This window comes from Brevibacterium sediminis (assembly GCF_024895295.1).
In the GTDB taxonomy this organism is placed as follows: Bacteria; Actinomycetota; Actinomycetes; order Actinomycetales; family Brevibacteriaceae; genus Brevibacterium; species Brevibacterium sediminis.
This window is the reverse complement of the sequence record NZ_JAHQRN010000001.1, coordinates 338,653-352,081: the sequence shown is the minus strand read 5'-3', so window position 1 is coordinate 352,081 and position 13,429 is coordinate 338,653. Positions and strand designations below refer to the sequence as shown.

Genomic DNA, 13,429 nt, shown 5'->3' with positions numbered 1-13,429 from the left:
ATGACTGAGCAGGCGTTGCAGACACTCAAAGACGGATACATCTTCGACGGCGAGACACTCGATCTTGGGGTCGCCCTGAACGGTGAAGAACCCTCGAAGGAGACCCCGATCTCCATCCCGTTGTCAATGCTCAATCGGCACGGCCTCGTCGCCGGTGCCACGGGAACCGGTAAGACCGTGACCCTGCAGGTGCTCGCCGAGCAGCTGTCACGGGCCGGAGTGCCGGTGTTCGCTTCGGACATCAAGGGCGATCTCTCGGGCATCGGCGCTGCCGGCGTCGAATCCGACAAGCTGCGCAAGCGCCTCGATGCCGCCGGTCAGGACTGGCAGTCGCGGTCCAATCCGACCGAGTTCTACACTCTCGGTGATTCGGGGCTCGGCACTCCCCTGCGAGCGACGGTGACCTCGTTCGGGCCGATTCTGCTGGCAAAGGTGCTCGAACTCAACGACACTCAAGAATCCGTCCTCTCTCTGGTCTTCCACTATGCCGATCAGGCAGGGTTGGCGCTGCTCGACCTCTCCGACCTCAAGGCCGTCCTCACCTTCCTCACCTCCGACGAGGGAAAGGCCGATCTCGAAGGCATCGGCGGGGCGTCGAAGGCCACCGTCGGCGTCATCCTGCGCAAGATCTCCGAACTCGCGGCCCAAGGCGGCGACGTGTTCTTCGGCGAACCGGAATTCGACACCGCTGATCTGCTGCGCACCGACGACAACGGTGCCGGAATCGTCTCGGTGCTCGAACTGCAGAAACTCAGTCAGTCGCCGGCCTTGTTCTCCACGTTCCTCATGTGGCTGCTGGCCGACCTGTTCCAGGACCTGCCGGAGGTCGGCGACCCGGACAAGCCCTCGCTTGTGTTCTTCTTCGACGAAGCCCACCTGCTCTTCGCCGGCGCGTCGAAGGCCTTCCTCCAGTCGGTGACGCAGACCGTGCGGCTCATCCGCTCGAAGGGCGTCGGCATCTTCTTCGTCACTCAGACGCCGAAGGATGTTCCCGAAGATGTGCTCGCACAGTTGGGTTCGCGCATTCAGCACCAGCTGCGGGCACATACACCCAACGACGCGAAGGCGCTCAAAGCGACCGTGCAGACCTTCCCGAAGTCCGACTACGACCTCGAAGAGCTGCTCACCTCGCTCGGCATCGGCGAAGCCGTGGTCACCGTCATGGACCCCGATGGTGCTCCGACCCCGGTGGCACCGACGCGAATGCGAGCCCCGGAGTCGAAGATGGGGCCGATGAGCGAGGACGAGATCAAAGCGGCTGTGGCGGAGTCGCCCCAGCATGAGAAGTACGGGACCGCGATCGACAACGAATCTGCCCGCGAGATCCTCACCAAGCGCCTCGAAGGCGGGTCAGAAGCTCACGCCGAGGAACAGAAGTCAGCTCCTGCCGATGCGCCCGCTGAGAGTCAGGGTCGCGACGCTTCAGCGGACAAGATCGACTTCCCGGAGGAGTCAGGCGGTTCTGGGAAGAAGTCGGCGAAGAAGGACGACGAGAACCTGTTTTCCCAGGTCGTGAAGTCCTCGGCGTTCAAGCAGTTCACAAGGACCGCGGCACGCGAGATCGCACGCGGAATCTTCGGTACCTCACGACGCCGGCGCTGATACCCGCAGTGTCTTCTCACCGGCGTTCACCCGCAGCTCCAGGCAGTCGCCGATGAGGTCGCCGTCGAGTTGTGCCGGTACCGGTGACTCGACGGTGACCGTCACCTCGGTCGTACGGCGATAGTTCATGAGCGGGTGGGCCTCCGGTCTGCCCTGCAGGCATGCCGCGGCGATTCCTGCCCAGGCTCGGCACCGGGCCATGGGTGAGTGCGGGAACGGGCCGACGGTGAGCATGGAGAAGGTCGGAGCATCAATGCGCGCTTCGGGGAACACGGCGATGGGACCGGCAGGACGGGCGACCTTCGACGCCATCACCGACCACACCGGCCCCGAGTCGGTTCCTTCCCCTGTGCTTGCGGTGTCTTCCGCTCTTGCGGCGTCCCTAATGCTCGCTGTGTCTCCCGTGCTCGCGGTGAAATCTGCGGCGAAGAGGGCCTGCGCGGCTCCCCAGGCGTAGCCGAGCAGCCCGAGCGAGGCATGGTGGTGGGCGACGGCCCGGGCGCCTCCCCCGATTCCTGCGAGACTGATGAACTCGGTGCGATGTCGAGCGCCGTCCACCGTCCGGAACTCCGCAGTATTGATCGAAACGTCCCGGAGGTTCGGCGGATAGCCGTCACGGATGATCGAGGCGATCGTGCGCTTGCAATGGTCAATGGCGTGCCGGGAGGATCGGAGGCCCATATGGCGGCTGAGCACGTTCGCGGTCCCGGTCGGGACGAGGAACGTCAGGATGTCCGCCTCGGCGAGTACCGGCGCTGTCGCTCGGATGGTGCCGTCGCCACCGAGGATGATGACGATGTCAGCGCCCCATTTGACGAGCTGTTCGGCTTGCCAACGACCGGAACGGTCGACGCTGGTGGTCATGCTTCGGTAGTGCGCGCCGGTATTGCGCAGTTCCGGCACGAGCTCGGCATACGCCCGCAGGGTCGCCGGGTGTTTGGGATTGAGGATGATCCCGACGGCAGTTCGGCCCGCCGGCGATGCCGGGCGGTCGTCCTCATCCACCCGGCCGGACACCTGTTCGAGTGGCATATGGCGATCGTCCACCGTCGGTCGTCTCTGCGTGCTCAGACGAAGGCCGGGTGGGTTGCACTCACCGATTCGACGGCCTCGAGGTCAACCTTCTCCCCTGGGAAGGTGTCGACGCGGACTCGCGGACCGGTCTTGCGGGGTGATCGTTTCCAGGTCGCGCGTGCGCGGGTGCCGGTCACCACCGTGTTCTTGAACATTCCGTTGCCTCCGGGCACAACGAGTCTCTCATTCGCAGGGTCGAGTGTGGCGCTGCGGTCCTTGTACCCGAGGATGATCTCGTCGAATCCCGGCAGCAGCATGGTCTCCTGCGCCGCCGTCTCCCATTCGGCCAGTCGGTCCTCCAGATCCGGTGCGTGAACGTAGTCGGTGCCGTCGATGTCGGTGCTCACGATCTCTCCGGCATCGATTCCGGCGCGGATGGCCTTTCTCATTCTCGTCTTCGGCAGTCCCGTCCACCGTGTCGCGTCATCGACTGTGACCGGTCCGTGACTGGTGACGAAGCGTCTCATCCATTCGTGGTCGGCCGCCTCGGTGTCCAGCTCTGTAGGTGTGGGCACCCAATCGGCGGTGAGCACGTATTTCATGTCATCTTTGCCCTCGATCACGGGGGCTTGGACGATGATGTTCTGCAGCGCCAGGGACGTGATGAGGTAACGGGCGTGGCCGTATTCGTCTCCGGCACCGATGGGAGCGAACGCTTCGAGCAGCTCTTCGCGCGTCAGCGGTCCCCGGTCCCGGATGGCTGCTGTGGCGAGTTCCGCTGCAGTATCGAGCATCGCGTCGGTGATGCCGAAATACTCGCGCCGTTTGGCCGTGGATTTCATGATCCGTGCCCCGGTGAGGCCGAGGATCCACCCGATGTCCTTGGCCGTGGTCAGATGGATGGTGCCGCGCTGGGTCCAGGAACGCACGATCTCTCCGCCATCGATGGCGGCACGGACCGCGGCCACACCGTCAGTGACATCCGGTCCTAGGCGCAGGGCGATGGAGACCAGTGCACCGCCGAGAGCTTGGGCTTGGACACAGCCGAGATGCTCGACGACTGCGCCGGCGGTTGAGAGGTCGGTTCCTGTCGGTGACTCGGGTGGAGGTCCGATGAGTCCCTGCGAGATCAGACGGGCTGCCGAGATCTGATGTGCGTCCATGGTCCAACGGTAGTGCACGCCGGTGACATGGCGGTTGTGAAAAGACGACAGAGCTGGGTTCGCAGACGGCGATCGTGCAGTTGAATCGTTCAGCCCATGATGTCGATGAGTCCGGGCACTCGCACCCGCGGCAGTGCGCCCGATGAGGCGAATTCGCCCCAGGTCCGGCGCAGCTCGGGACCGGCGATATCGGTGGTCGCACCGTAGTCGAGGAAGGAATCGTGCCAGATCTCGCCGGGGAAGATCAGCGGCAGATCTCCGGAGTGGGCAGCGTCGAAGAAGCTGCCGTCGCCACGGGAGACGATGAGCAGGCGGGCTCCTTGACCGCCGGACATCCGGTGGCGGTCGTAGAATTCCCGTCCGGCCCGGGTATAGACCGCCGACGTGATTCCGGAGATGAGGGATTCAAGCATCGGGGAGGTCAGGGTGCGGTCGTGGAGGCGACGCAGTGCGGGAACGAAACCGGCGAAGAACGCAATCTCCCGTTCCGTGCGGGTCATGAGCACGTCGAATTTCGGGGCGACCGCGGCCCAGGCTTCGGCTGCTTTCGCTCGTGATGGCAAAGGGTACTGGCCGTAGCGTACTCCGAAGCACATTCCGGCATGCAGACCCCCGACGAGGGCGGCCTTGTGCACTTCCTCCTGCGCTCGGAGGATGTCGTCGACGCCGGCTTCAGGGTCGATCTTCGCAGCGACTTTCCCCATTGCCCAGTTCATTGCGTCGGTGCCGCCGGCGAGCCCCAGGGGTGCTGAGGCCATGAGCACACGATGGAAGAGTCCTTCGGTGCCTTCGGCGATCATGAGGTGGGCGCAGGCGTCTGCCCCGGCGCTTTGCCCGGCGATCGTGACGTTGTCCGGGTTGCCGCCGAAGGCGGAGATGTTCGTCTGCACCCAGCGCAAGGCGGAGATCTGGTCGAGCACTCCGAGGTTGAGATGTTCGTCGCGCCCGGTTCCGAGGTATCCGAGGACGCCGAGGCGGTAGGTCACGGAGACGACGATGATGTTCTGTTCGGCGGCCAGGGCGTGCGGATCGTAGATCTCCGCGTCCCCGGCCCCGGCGACGTAGGCTCCGCCGTGGATCCAGACGAGGACGGGAAGCCCCGCCTCGGTGATGGTGTCCTTCGGCATAGTCACGCTCACGCGCAGACAGTCTTCGCTGATGGGCAGCCCGCCGAGCTGGTCGAAGGTCATTCCGGCATTCGGGTCGCGGCGCAGCTGCGGGCTTGCCGGGCCCGGTCGACCGCCGTCGATGAAGTCCACCGGAGGTTCATCGACGGGAGGGAGGAAACGACCTGCACGGGCGTAGCGGATGCCCCGTGCGCGGATCACGTCGTCGTTGACGTAGGCGCGCACGCGTCCGCACGGGGCGGCGATGTCCCGTGTCTCCTCCATTTGGTCAGCTTACTTGCTGGGTTCGACCGGGGGTTCGGCCGACCAGGGGAAGACGATCCACTGATCGGTGCGCTTCCACACGAAGTCCGGGTCGATGATCGATGCGGACTTCGCGTAGATGACGGCCGACTGGGCTTCCGCACCGTGTTTGCGCAGCAGTTCGAGGACGAGGGCGAGGGTGCGGCCGGAGTCGGCGACGTCATCTACGACGAGCAGCTTCTTGCCCTTGATCGCTTCGATGTCGAGCATCGGGGCGAGCAGGATGGGGTCGGGCAGGGTCTCGTGGACGTCGGTGTAGAACTCGACGTTGATGGCGTCGGAAAGCTTGAGTCCGAGCGCGTAGGCGAGTGCTCCGGCGGGCAGCAGTCCACCGCGGGCTACGGCGATGACGATCTCGGGATCGTAGTCGGAATCCGCGATGGTCTGCGCCATCTCACGCGCCGATCGGCCGAACATGTCCCAGCTGAGAATCTCTTTTTCGTCGAGATCGGTCGAATCGGCGTGATAGGCCATGGATGCTCCTTGTGTCTGCCCTTTTATGGTTCGAGCTTCAAGGATACGCTGTCGCCGGTTCAGCGCAGAAATACCTCGAGTCCGGCTATCTCCTGCGCCTGCGAACCGGTATGGGTCGGCGGGTTCGGGTTGACCCAGTACTCCCCCGTGTGGGCATTGCGTTCGAGCAGGCGGTAGTCGATGAGTTCGCGACGCAGCAGGGCGAAGTCCGGATGGAAATCCCCGAGGATGCCGTTGAGTCGTTTCTCGGCGTAGACCTGGTCCGGGTCGAGGGCGGCGAGGACTTCGATGAGGACGAGCACGAGGGCGCGTCGTTTCGTCGGAATGGCGATGATGTGGCCGTCCGGCATGAACGTTTTCAGTGTCTTCGCCCGAAACCGTGCGATCTCCGGGGCGATGACGGATTCGCTGCGGGAATCACTGTTGGATCCTGAACCCTGGTTCGCGGCGACCAGCGCGGTGCGGGCCGTGGTGTAGTTCTCACCGGTTTCGGTCATCCGCGTGCGAACGAGCTTCTTGAAATCCTTGTCCTTGGTCATGGTGTCACTTCCTCAAACGACCAAGTCTCCCCCAGCACGAAACCTGGTCAGGAAATCACCGTGCCGGTTTCGTCCGAGGATTCTCTCCCCTTCGCCATGCGGTCGGTGTGCTGGGAACACGACCTCGGCTGGGCGTTGGATGCGCCGAACACCAGTATAGACACAGTGGTCGGCGTTCGAAGCCGTTGCCGGTTGTCAGCTCTCGAGCGCTTCGAGGTACATCCACCGCCCGGCACGGCGGACGAAGGAGGAGTTCTCTTCGAGGACATGATCGCCGAGGTGGTCCCGGAATCGCGCACGGAAGTGCACGGTGCCGGTGACATCGTCGAATCCCCCGCCCGTGGTGGACACGATTTCGAGGCCGAGCCACGTGGTGGCGTCATCGACGCCGACATCGTCGGGTCGGGTCTTGGCATGCCAGGTGCGGAAGAGGTGGTCTTCGTTGCCGCGGACGAAGGCGGTGTAGCGGGAGCGCATCAGCGCCTCGGCGGTGGTGGGCCAGGATTCACCGTCGAGGGCGGGGCGGCAGCAGTCGTCGTAGGCGGTGCCGGGAGGCATTCCGGAGCAGGGGCAGATCATCAGTCGATGATATCGGCAGTGGACAGCCGTAGGCGGCGTGCGAAGATGGAGTCATGACTTCACTGTTCCTGTCTGGAGATCCCTCAGCTCTTCGGGACTCAGCCACCAACTTCTGACACGCGCAATGGTGTGACAGAGTGAACTTCCATATACCCGTGCCCCGATCACCGCAGGTTGTCCCGAAGTCGAATGTGCAGACTTCGCAAGGCATGGGACGTATTCCACTATCGGGATCTCGTCGCTATGCCGTCAGTATTGATCTTCGCGCTTAGTGGGCAAACGATTCAGAACGAAACCTATCTGCTTCTCGTTTCTTGAAAGACTTGAACAAGAAGATACCCAGCGACCACAAGAGCGGCGAAATCACGATAGGCACTGAGACGACAGTAACGAAAACCGCAGTTGCATACGCGCTCTTCCACCCACTCCCGGTAGTTCCTGCCCAGAACCAAACGAAGACGCAGAAAGCAACGACTAGAAGACTGACCGCAAGCAGTGCGAGGTATGCGATTTTCCAGCCTATCGATTTAGGAATCAATTATTCTTCCTCTCACCTTTGCAGTTACTCTTTCCGCCCGCCCGAACAGCAACGAACTACGTAGAACATCCGTCACCAGCACACGGTTCTACCCCGCCTTCCGCTATCTCTTCAGCAGGTCGTCTACAGAGACATTTCCCTCGATAGGTATTCCGTCCTTCTTGGCTTCCAGCATGGCACCCTGAAGTTGTTCTCCCTTTGCACGATCTGCCTCAGCAGAGTTGGCTGGAGCTATTGGACTGATCGTCTAAGCTCATGCTATGACCACAAAGCCAACCGGTGTTGCCCTGAACGGGTGCGCATTCGACACTGGGGATTCCGTTAACTAGAGGAGTGGTATCTACAGTGTGGCACAGCTCACACTTACGCGCAAGGCACCTTCCTTTGAAGGAAGGAAGTTCCCGCCTCACTGTGGCAGGCACGGATCTTTGGGACCGTCGTTCAGCCGCGGGCATTTGGCCGTCAGGCGTTGTTCAACTTCTCATTCGATTACCCCCTCAGTTCGACCACGAGCTGCAGCCCTCATGCGTTGATTCTGACGCTTTGCATGTGCTTGAGCAGGCTCCTCAGCTGCCAGACAACTCAGGGTTCGCTTCATCTAGCGCGTTCGCAGAGTCGTCTTTGTCGCCCTCAGATCTCCGTGTGTCTTGGGCATGCCTTACCCGCCCTGAAGACCGCTTCACTCGCCTGCCCATACGCGCTGCACGTTGCTCTGTGTCCGTGGCTGAGAAACTGGCACGCACCTTTTCGGAGAATCGTCCTGCCTGTGCGCAGGGCTATGTCGGGGCAGCATTCGAGCCGAAACCTGATATTCGGTGAACTATGGATCCAGCACACGTTCAAGATCGGTCGCTTTGCTCCCCAATCGGTCATCGGCGAAGAGAACCTAGGTGATGTTTTCCTGTTGCTTCAGAAGCTCCTGAATAGCCAGTCTCGTCGGTTTCCTAGTTGCGCCCAAAGAGCTGTCAGTGAACGTTTCCACCAGACCCAACCTCTCTCACCGTCGAGGGCTCCCTTTGCGTGGCGTGCGAAGATGGAGTCATAACTTCACTGTTTCCTGTCTGGAGATCCGAAGGCCGATGAACTCTTGGCCGAAAACCCCTTCGCACTGCCTGCCGGGATGCTGCTCAACCACAAGATCGCAAACCCACAACCCTTACGGAGAATCTTGGCATTCCCAACTAGAGTACACAGGCGCACACCATGAAGACCGGAATCGAAATCCGCTTCTTTCCTGATTGGGGACGGAAGGAACCACTCTGGAGCCACGACACTTATGACATTGTCGTGAAGACTTCAGACCTCCCAATTTCTGAAGAGCTTGCAAGCGGGCTTCACGAGTACATGGACTTCTGGGAGGATCACTTCAATCCGGTTGTCGACTACCCTGAATCCGGCTGGGATTCTGAAGAGAACCGGCTTTGGTTTGCTCAGGAAGGCGATCGGCTCATTAGCGAACTGACCGACGAGCTCATTGGAAAAGCCACCATCTTGGACGAACGGCTCTCAGACTCGCTATAGCTCCGGAGCCCCAAGCCGCCCCTCAACAGCAGAAACCTGGCTCGTAAACCAACAATGGCTAGGCCGAAACATGGACGATTCCCGGCCAAACAGAGCTGGGTGTCATCGCGGACGGCCTCAGGCGGATTCGAGGCCCTGCTCTGCGGGAGAAGTAGAGAGCTGAGCCGTGCAGCTCGCAGATGCCAGCAACGAGGCAACTCATCCTCTCTCTCGCTGCCATCGTGACCTCGCTCCCTGGCGTCTGAAGACCGACTACGGCAAGATCGGACGTATGACTATCAAATCCGTCTACCTGTCGACAGACCCAGCAGCCGATGCACTCTTGGCCGAAGACCGCTTCGCTCTGCTTGTCGGGATGCTGCTCGACCAGCAGGTGACTATGGAGAGCGCCTTCGCTGGGCCGGCCAAGCTGGCCGACCGGCTCGGCAAGCTCGATATCGACGAGATCGCTGAGATGAACCCGGACGATTTCCTCGACATCTTCGCCCAGACTCCCGCGGTTCACCGGTTCCCGAAGTCTATGGCTGGCCGGGTGCAGAAGCTGGCCGCGGCCATTGTCGACGAGTACGACGGAAACCCCGAGGCGATCTGGACTGATGGAGATCCCAGCGGTGCCGAGGTCCTCAAACGGCTCAAGAAGCTGCCCGGATTCGGTGATCAGAAGGCCAAGATCTTCCTGGCACTGCTCGGCAAGCAGTTCGCACTCCAAGCCGAAGGCTGGCAGGAGGCTGCCGGCGACTACGGTGACGCGGACGCCCGCCGTTCGATCGCCGACGTCGTCGATGACGTCACTCTGCAAGAGGTGCGTGCCTTCAAGAAGCAGCAGAAGGCCGCGGCCAAGGCGGCGAAGGCCGCGAACAAATAACCGCAGTCGCCGAAAGGTCGGTGCTCCCACACACTCGGGCGTGAGTTATCCACAGATTCGACTTCGTCTGTTCTAAAAAGCGTGCCTGTCGAATAATGTAGGGAATCCGGGCGTCGGCCAGCGGGGTCGCGCCGCAGTTGCAGACCACAGAGGCGTGGAATGAGAACTGGATCGTCCCGACCGAATCGTCGACCTGCCCAAATATTCGTCGCCGTTTTCTCCGCGCTGAGTTTGGTCGCGGTCGTCGGCTGTGCCGACAACTCGCCGGTAGCCGCGCCGACGTCGACCCTGCCCGCACAGCAGCCCGACGGAGGCTCGACCGAAAGCCCCGCCGAGGTGGCCATCCCCGACTACGAAACCGACCTCGACCTCGACAAAGAGGAAAAGAAGGCCGTCGAGGGCGCGCTGGTTGCGTTCGTCGGATACATCGACACAATCAACCGGGTATTTTCTTCAGGCGGGAAAGACTTAAACGATATTGAGAATTACGCCGCCGCCGATTCTCTGGAATCACTGCGCCAGAGCGCCAGCGATCTAGAAAGAGACAGCCAGTATATGGCGGGAGAGTACGACTACTACAACATTCGAGTTCCGGATGTTGGCATAAATTCGAACTCGCCAGACAAACACACGGTCAAAATTCTCTTCTGTTCACACGACTCAAAACACGCTGTCGTCGACAATGGCGATTCGATGCCGAACCAGCCGAAGACGAGTCTTACGATCCTACAAACAGCCAGCAAGCACAGTGGCAAATGGAAGATATCCAACCAGGAACTCTGGAGCAAGAAGTGCGAGTAAGTTTGCACCTGTTTGTCGTGAGTTTGTTTGTAATATCCGCCTGTACGCTCCTAGCTCAACCTGCACCTGCTGACAGCGGACCCGCTTGCAACTCACTCCAAGAGCGCGAGTGCAGTGTTGTAAAACCCCCGGTTCCCCAACCGCCTCCGGGCGGAGGGGGATCTGACGGCGGCGGGGGCTCCGGAGGTGGCGGCTCTGGTGGAGGCGGCAACGGCGGCGGTGGATCCGGTGGCGGAGGTGGTGCCGCCGGCGGAGGCGGCGGTCAGCCTGACTGCCCGACTGAAGACGTCGGCTATCTGTGCGTGAGTGAACCCGGCCCCGGTGGCGGAGGGGGCGGTGGCGGCGGCACTCCTGCGCGCCCCGATCCCCCGACACATATCCCCGAATCGCAGTTCCAGAATTTCGACATACCGGCTCCCACAATCTATGCCTGGCCGAAGGATTGGGCTGTCGTCGGCAAACCGGCGGCCTTCTGGACGGACATCGACGTCAGCTATATCGACATGACCCTGCTGACCTACGCAGTAAAGGTCAAAGTCACCCCAGAGCGCTTCAATTGGGACTTCGGAGACGGCTCGGGCACGACCACTACTGCGAAGGGGGCGAAGCCCCTGCCCGGCGGCACACCCCAGATCGGACACGAATACCAAGAATCCGGCAACGTGTCGGCATCGATGACTGCGACATTCAGCGGAGAATTCTCGGTCGACGGCGGACCCTGGCTCCCTATCGACGGATTCGCTCACGTCGCCAGCAACGACATCGGCATTGAGGTCTACCGCTACCACCGCTACCTTGTCGACGAAGACTGCTATTCGAATCCCCGCGGGCCGGACTGTGCCCAATCTGCCCGATGACGCCGTGACATTCTCAGTCGGAAAGGCTCGGCCCATCGCCCGGCCATGATCAGTGAACCCGTGACGAGAGAAACCTGAAACAATGGCCCCATGGTGTGCCGAATCAACGAGCTCCTGATCGACTCTCATTGGCCTATCGTCATCATCGGCGCGGGCCAAGCCGGACTGTCCGCAGCACATTACCTGTGGCGCGACGGCCTCGCACCGGGCAAAGACTTCATCATCCTCGATGCCGGAGACGGCCCCGGTGGTGCCTGGCGAGAACGGTGGGACTCATTGACACTGGGCACCACCAACCACATCTCCGACCTGCCTGGGTTTCCTCTCGGACGTCCCGACCCGAACGTCCCTGCCTCCGAGGTCGTGTCCGACTACTACTCCCGGTTCGAACGCGAACTCGAACTCTGCGTCATCCGGCCGGCTGAAGTGGACACCGTCCGGTCCGAAGAACCCGGACAGGGACGATTCACCATCACAGCCACCGTCGACGGTGAACACGTGACGCTCTCCAGCGACTACCTCATCAACGCAACCGGCACGTGGACCCAGCCTTACGTCCCCTTCGTCCCCGGCATCGCGGAGTTCGAGGGCCACCAGCTGCATACCGTGAACTTCCGTGACGTCGAAGACTTCCGGGGACTGCGCACGCTCGTGGTCGGCGGCGGAATCTCCGCCACGCAGTTTCTCCTCGAACTCGCCGAAGTGACCGACACTCTTTGGGCCACACGCCGTCCCCCGAACTTCACGTCCAGGGAATTCGACGGCCAATGGGGACTTGAGGTCGAACGAGCCGTTCGCGAACGAACTCTGTCCGGTCTGGCCCCAGCCAGCGTCGTCCGCACGACTGGCCTGCCGATCCGCAGAGAGTTCCGGGAAGGAATCGACTCGGGAGTTCTGGTGTCTCGAGGCATGTTCGACCGCATCCTTCCCCACGGCGTCCACTTCCCCGGACTCGGCGACACCGAGCTTCCGACCACGTCGGAAGGCTTGGGTCCTTCGGCCAGCGACTACCTGGCGGTGCCCGAATCATGGGCGCCGTTCGACGAACCCCGTGTCGAAGAGGTCGACGTGATCTTCTGGAACACCGGGTTCCGAGCAGCACTCAAACACCTTGCACCGCTGCGCCTGCGCACACCTGATGGCGGAATCTCCATGGAAACTGAGGTCGCGGTCAAAGACGATCCACGGCTGTTCCTCGTCGGCTACGGATCAGCCAGTTCCACGGTCGGCGCGACCAGGGCCGGGAGGATAGCGGCTCGAGAAATGCTCAAACGCATGTCTGGCAGTCGGCAGCCTCAGCGCAGGTCTGGGGCTTTGAGCACCTGATCGCCAAAGCGAACCGTCGGCAGCATCTGTCGGAACTGGTCTTGAGCCTCTGTGTCATCGGCTTGCGCAAGCATGTCGACGCTGACCTTGAAGAGTCGACCGTCGACAGATATTCCGGCAACTGCACCGAACATCACGGAGTCCTCTTTGTCGACAGCTCGCATGTCATCGGGTGCCAAGGTGCCGTGGAAGACCCAGTACTCTCCACCGCTGAGTGATCCGGTGGCCTCACTGGTCATGGACGATCCCGACGTGCTGAACATCCTCTCCCGCGCCTTGTCCACCAATTCTTGAGGTGACGACTCGTCGTCATCAATGCAGTTGACAGTGATGATCGCGCCAGAATCAGCTTCGTAGAGCCGATAGCCGTCGTAGCCGGACCCATCTGCCCAGTCGGCGCCCAAGGCCAAACTGACTTCGACGGGACATTGTCCGCCCAGGTCGACAGTGGTCTCACTCATCCCGTCGGGAATCGTCGGGCCGGTTGCGGTCGGCGAAGGCGACTGTCCGTCGCCGATTCCCACATTCGCCGGTTTGGATCCCGCATCTTCGGAGCTGCTGACCTTGAACGCCGAACATCCGCTGAGAGTCAGGCCCAGGGCCAGCGTCACCGCTACGAGTGGTCTGTTCATCATTGTCTGCCTTCACTCGATCGGTGGGGTCCTCCACATCGTACCCAATCATCTGGTCGTCCCCGATCTCTGGCGCAAGCGTCAACTG

At 61.8% G+C, this 13,429-nt stretch carries 13 protein-coding genes; 6 read left to right on the top strand and 7 right to left on the bottom strand.

Annotated elements, in window-relative coordinates; genetic code table 11:
* A complete protein-coding gene (locus KTJ89_RS01645; RefSeq protein ID WP_259356704.1) occupies positions 1 to 1,602 on the top strand; it encodes a helicase HerA-like domain-containing protein in 1,602 nt (533 codons plus the stop codon).
* On the opposite strand, the gene KTJ89_RS01640 is transcribed toward KTJ89_RS01645, so the two are convergent.
* The 6 genes from KTJ89_RS01640 to KTJ89_RS01615 form a co-directional block, all read right to left on the bottom strand.
* Positions 1,585 to 2,634 (bottom strand): diacylglycerol/lipid kinase family protein, encoded by a 1,050-nt coding sequence (locus KTJ89_RS01640; RefSeq protein WP_259356703.1) that lies wholly within the window; start codon positions 2,632 to 2,634, stop codon positions 1,585 to 1,587. The two genes, KTJ89_RS01645 and KTJ89_RS01640, sit on opposite strands and share 18 nt — an antisense overlap.
* Positions 2,635 to 2,669: 35 nt before the next feature.
* Positions 2,670 to 3,779, bottom strand: a complete 1,110-nt coding sequence (locus KTJ89_RS01635; protein ID WP_139907594.1) for a winged helix DNA-binding domain-containing protein — start codon at positions 3,777 to 3,779, stop codon at positions 2,670 to 2,672.
* Between the two features lie 89 nt (positions 3,780 to 3,868).
* Positions 3,869 to 5,170 (bottom strand): carboxylesterase family protein, encoded by a 1,302-nt coding sequence (locus KTJ89_RS01630; RefSeq protein WP_259356702.1) that lies wholly within the window; start codon positions 5,168 to 5,170, stop codon positions 3,869 to 3,871.
* A 9-nt stretch (positions 5,171 to 5,179) separates the two neighbouring features.
* Positions 5,180 to 5,683, bottom strand: coding sequence for a phosphoribosyltransferase (locus KTJ89_RS01625; RefSeq protein WP_025778180.1), 504 nt, complete (start codon positions 5,681 to 5,683; stop codon positions 5,180 to 5,182).
* A 59-nt stretch (positions 5,684 to 5,742) separates the two neighbouring features.
* Positions 5,743 to 6,222 (bottom strand): DUF2087 domain-containing protein, encoded by a 480-nt coding sequence (locus KTJ89_RS01620; RefSeq protein ID WP_259356701.1) that lies wholly within the window; start codon positions 6,220 to 6,222, stop codon positions 5,743 to 5,745.
* A gap of 195 nt (positions 6,223 to 6,417) precedes the next feature.
* Positions 6,418 to 6,801 carry a YchJ family protein gene (locus KTJ89_RS01615; protein ID WP_229663899.1) on the bottom strand — a complete coding sequence of 128 codons (384 nt, stop codon included), beginning with the start codon at positions 6,799 to 6,801 and terminating at the stop codon, positions 6,418 to 6,420.
* Positions 6,802 to 8,542: 1,741 nt separating this feature from the next.
* On the opposite strand from KTJ89_RS01615, the gene KTJ89_RS01610 reads away from it, so the two are divergent.
* The 5 genes from KTJ89_RS01610 to KTJ89_RS01590 all read left to right on the top strand — a co-directional run bounded on the left by KTJ89_RS01610 (position 8,543) and on the right by KTJ89_RS01590 (position 12,709).
* The gene (locus KTJ89_RS01610) at positions 8,543 to 8,860 is read left to right on the top strand and encodes an immunity protein CdiI family protein (protein WP_259356700.1); all 318 of its coding nucleotides are present in this window, start codon (positions 8,543 to 8,545) and stop codon (positions 8,858 to 8,860) included.
* A 271-nt stretch (positions 8,861 to 9,131) separates the two neighbouring features.
* Positions 9,132 to 9,725 carry an HhH-GPD-type base excision DNA repair protein gene (locus KTJ89_RS01605; RefSeq protein WP_374990244.1) on the top strand — a complete coding sequence of 198 codons (594 nt, stop codon included), beginning with the start codon at positions 9,132 to 9,134 and terminating at the stop codon, positions 9,723 to 9,725.
* A 159-nt stretch (positions 9,726 to 9,884) separates the two neighbouring features.
* Complete coding sequence (locus tag KTJ89_RS01600) at positions 9,885 to 10,526, top strand: hypothetical protein (protein ID WP_259356699.1); 642 nt, start codon at positions 9,885 to 9,887, stop codon at positions 10,524 to 10,526.
* 302 nt (positions 10,527 to 10,828) lie between these two features.
* On the top strand, positions 10,829 to 11,383 hold the full coding sequence (locus KTJ89_RS01595) for a hypothetical protein (RefSeq protein ID WP_180345513.1): 555 nt from the start codon (positions 10,829 to 10,831) through the stop codon (positions 11,381 to 11,383).
* Positions 11,384 to 11,473: 90 nt separating this feature from the next.
* Entirely contained in the window at positions 11,474 to 12,709 is a 1,236-nt protein-coding gene (locus KTJ89_RS01590) for an NAD(P)-binding domain-containing protein (RefSeq protein ID WP_259356698.1), read from the top strand.
* Here KTJ89_RS01590 and KTJ89_RS01585 read toward each other — a convergent pair.
* A complete protein-coding gene (locus tag KTJ89_RS01585) occupies positions 12,679 to 13,341 on the bottom strand; it encodes a hypothetical protein (protein WP_218973595.1) in 663 nt (220 codons plus the stop codon). The genes KTJ89_RS01590 and KTJ89_RS01585 overlap by 31 nt on opposite strands.
* Between the last annotated feature and the right edge of the window lie 88 nt (positions 13,342 to 13,429).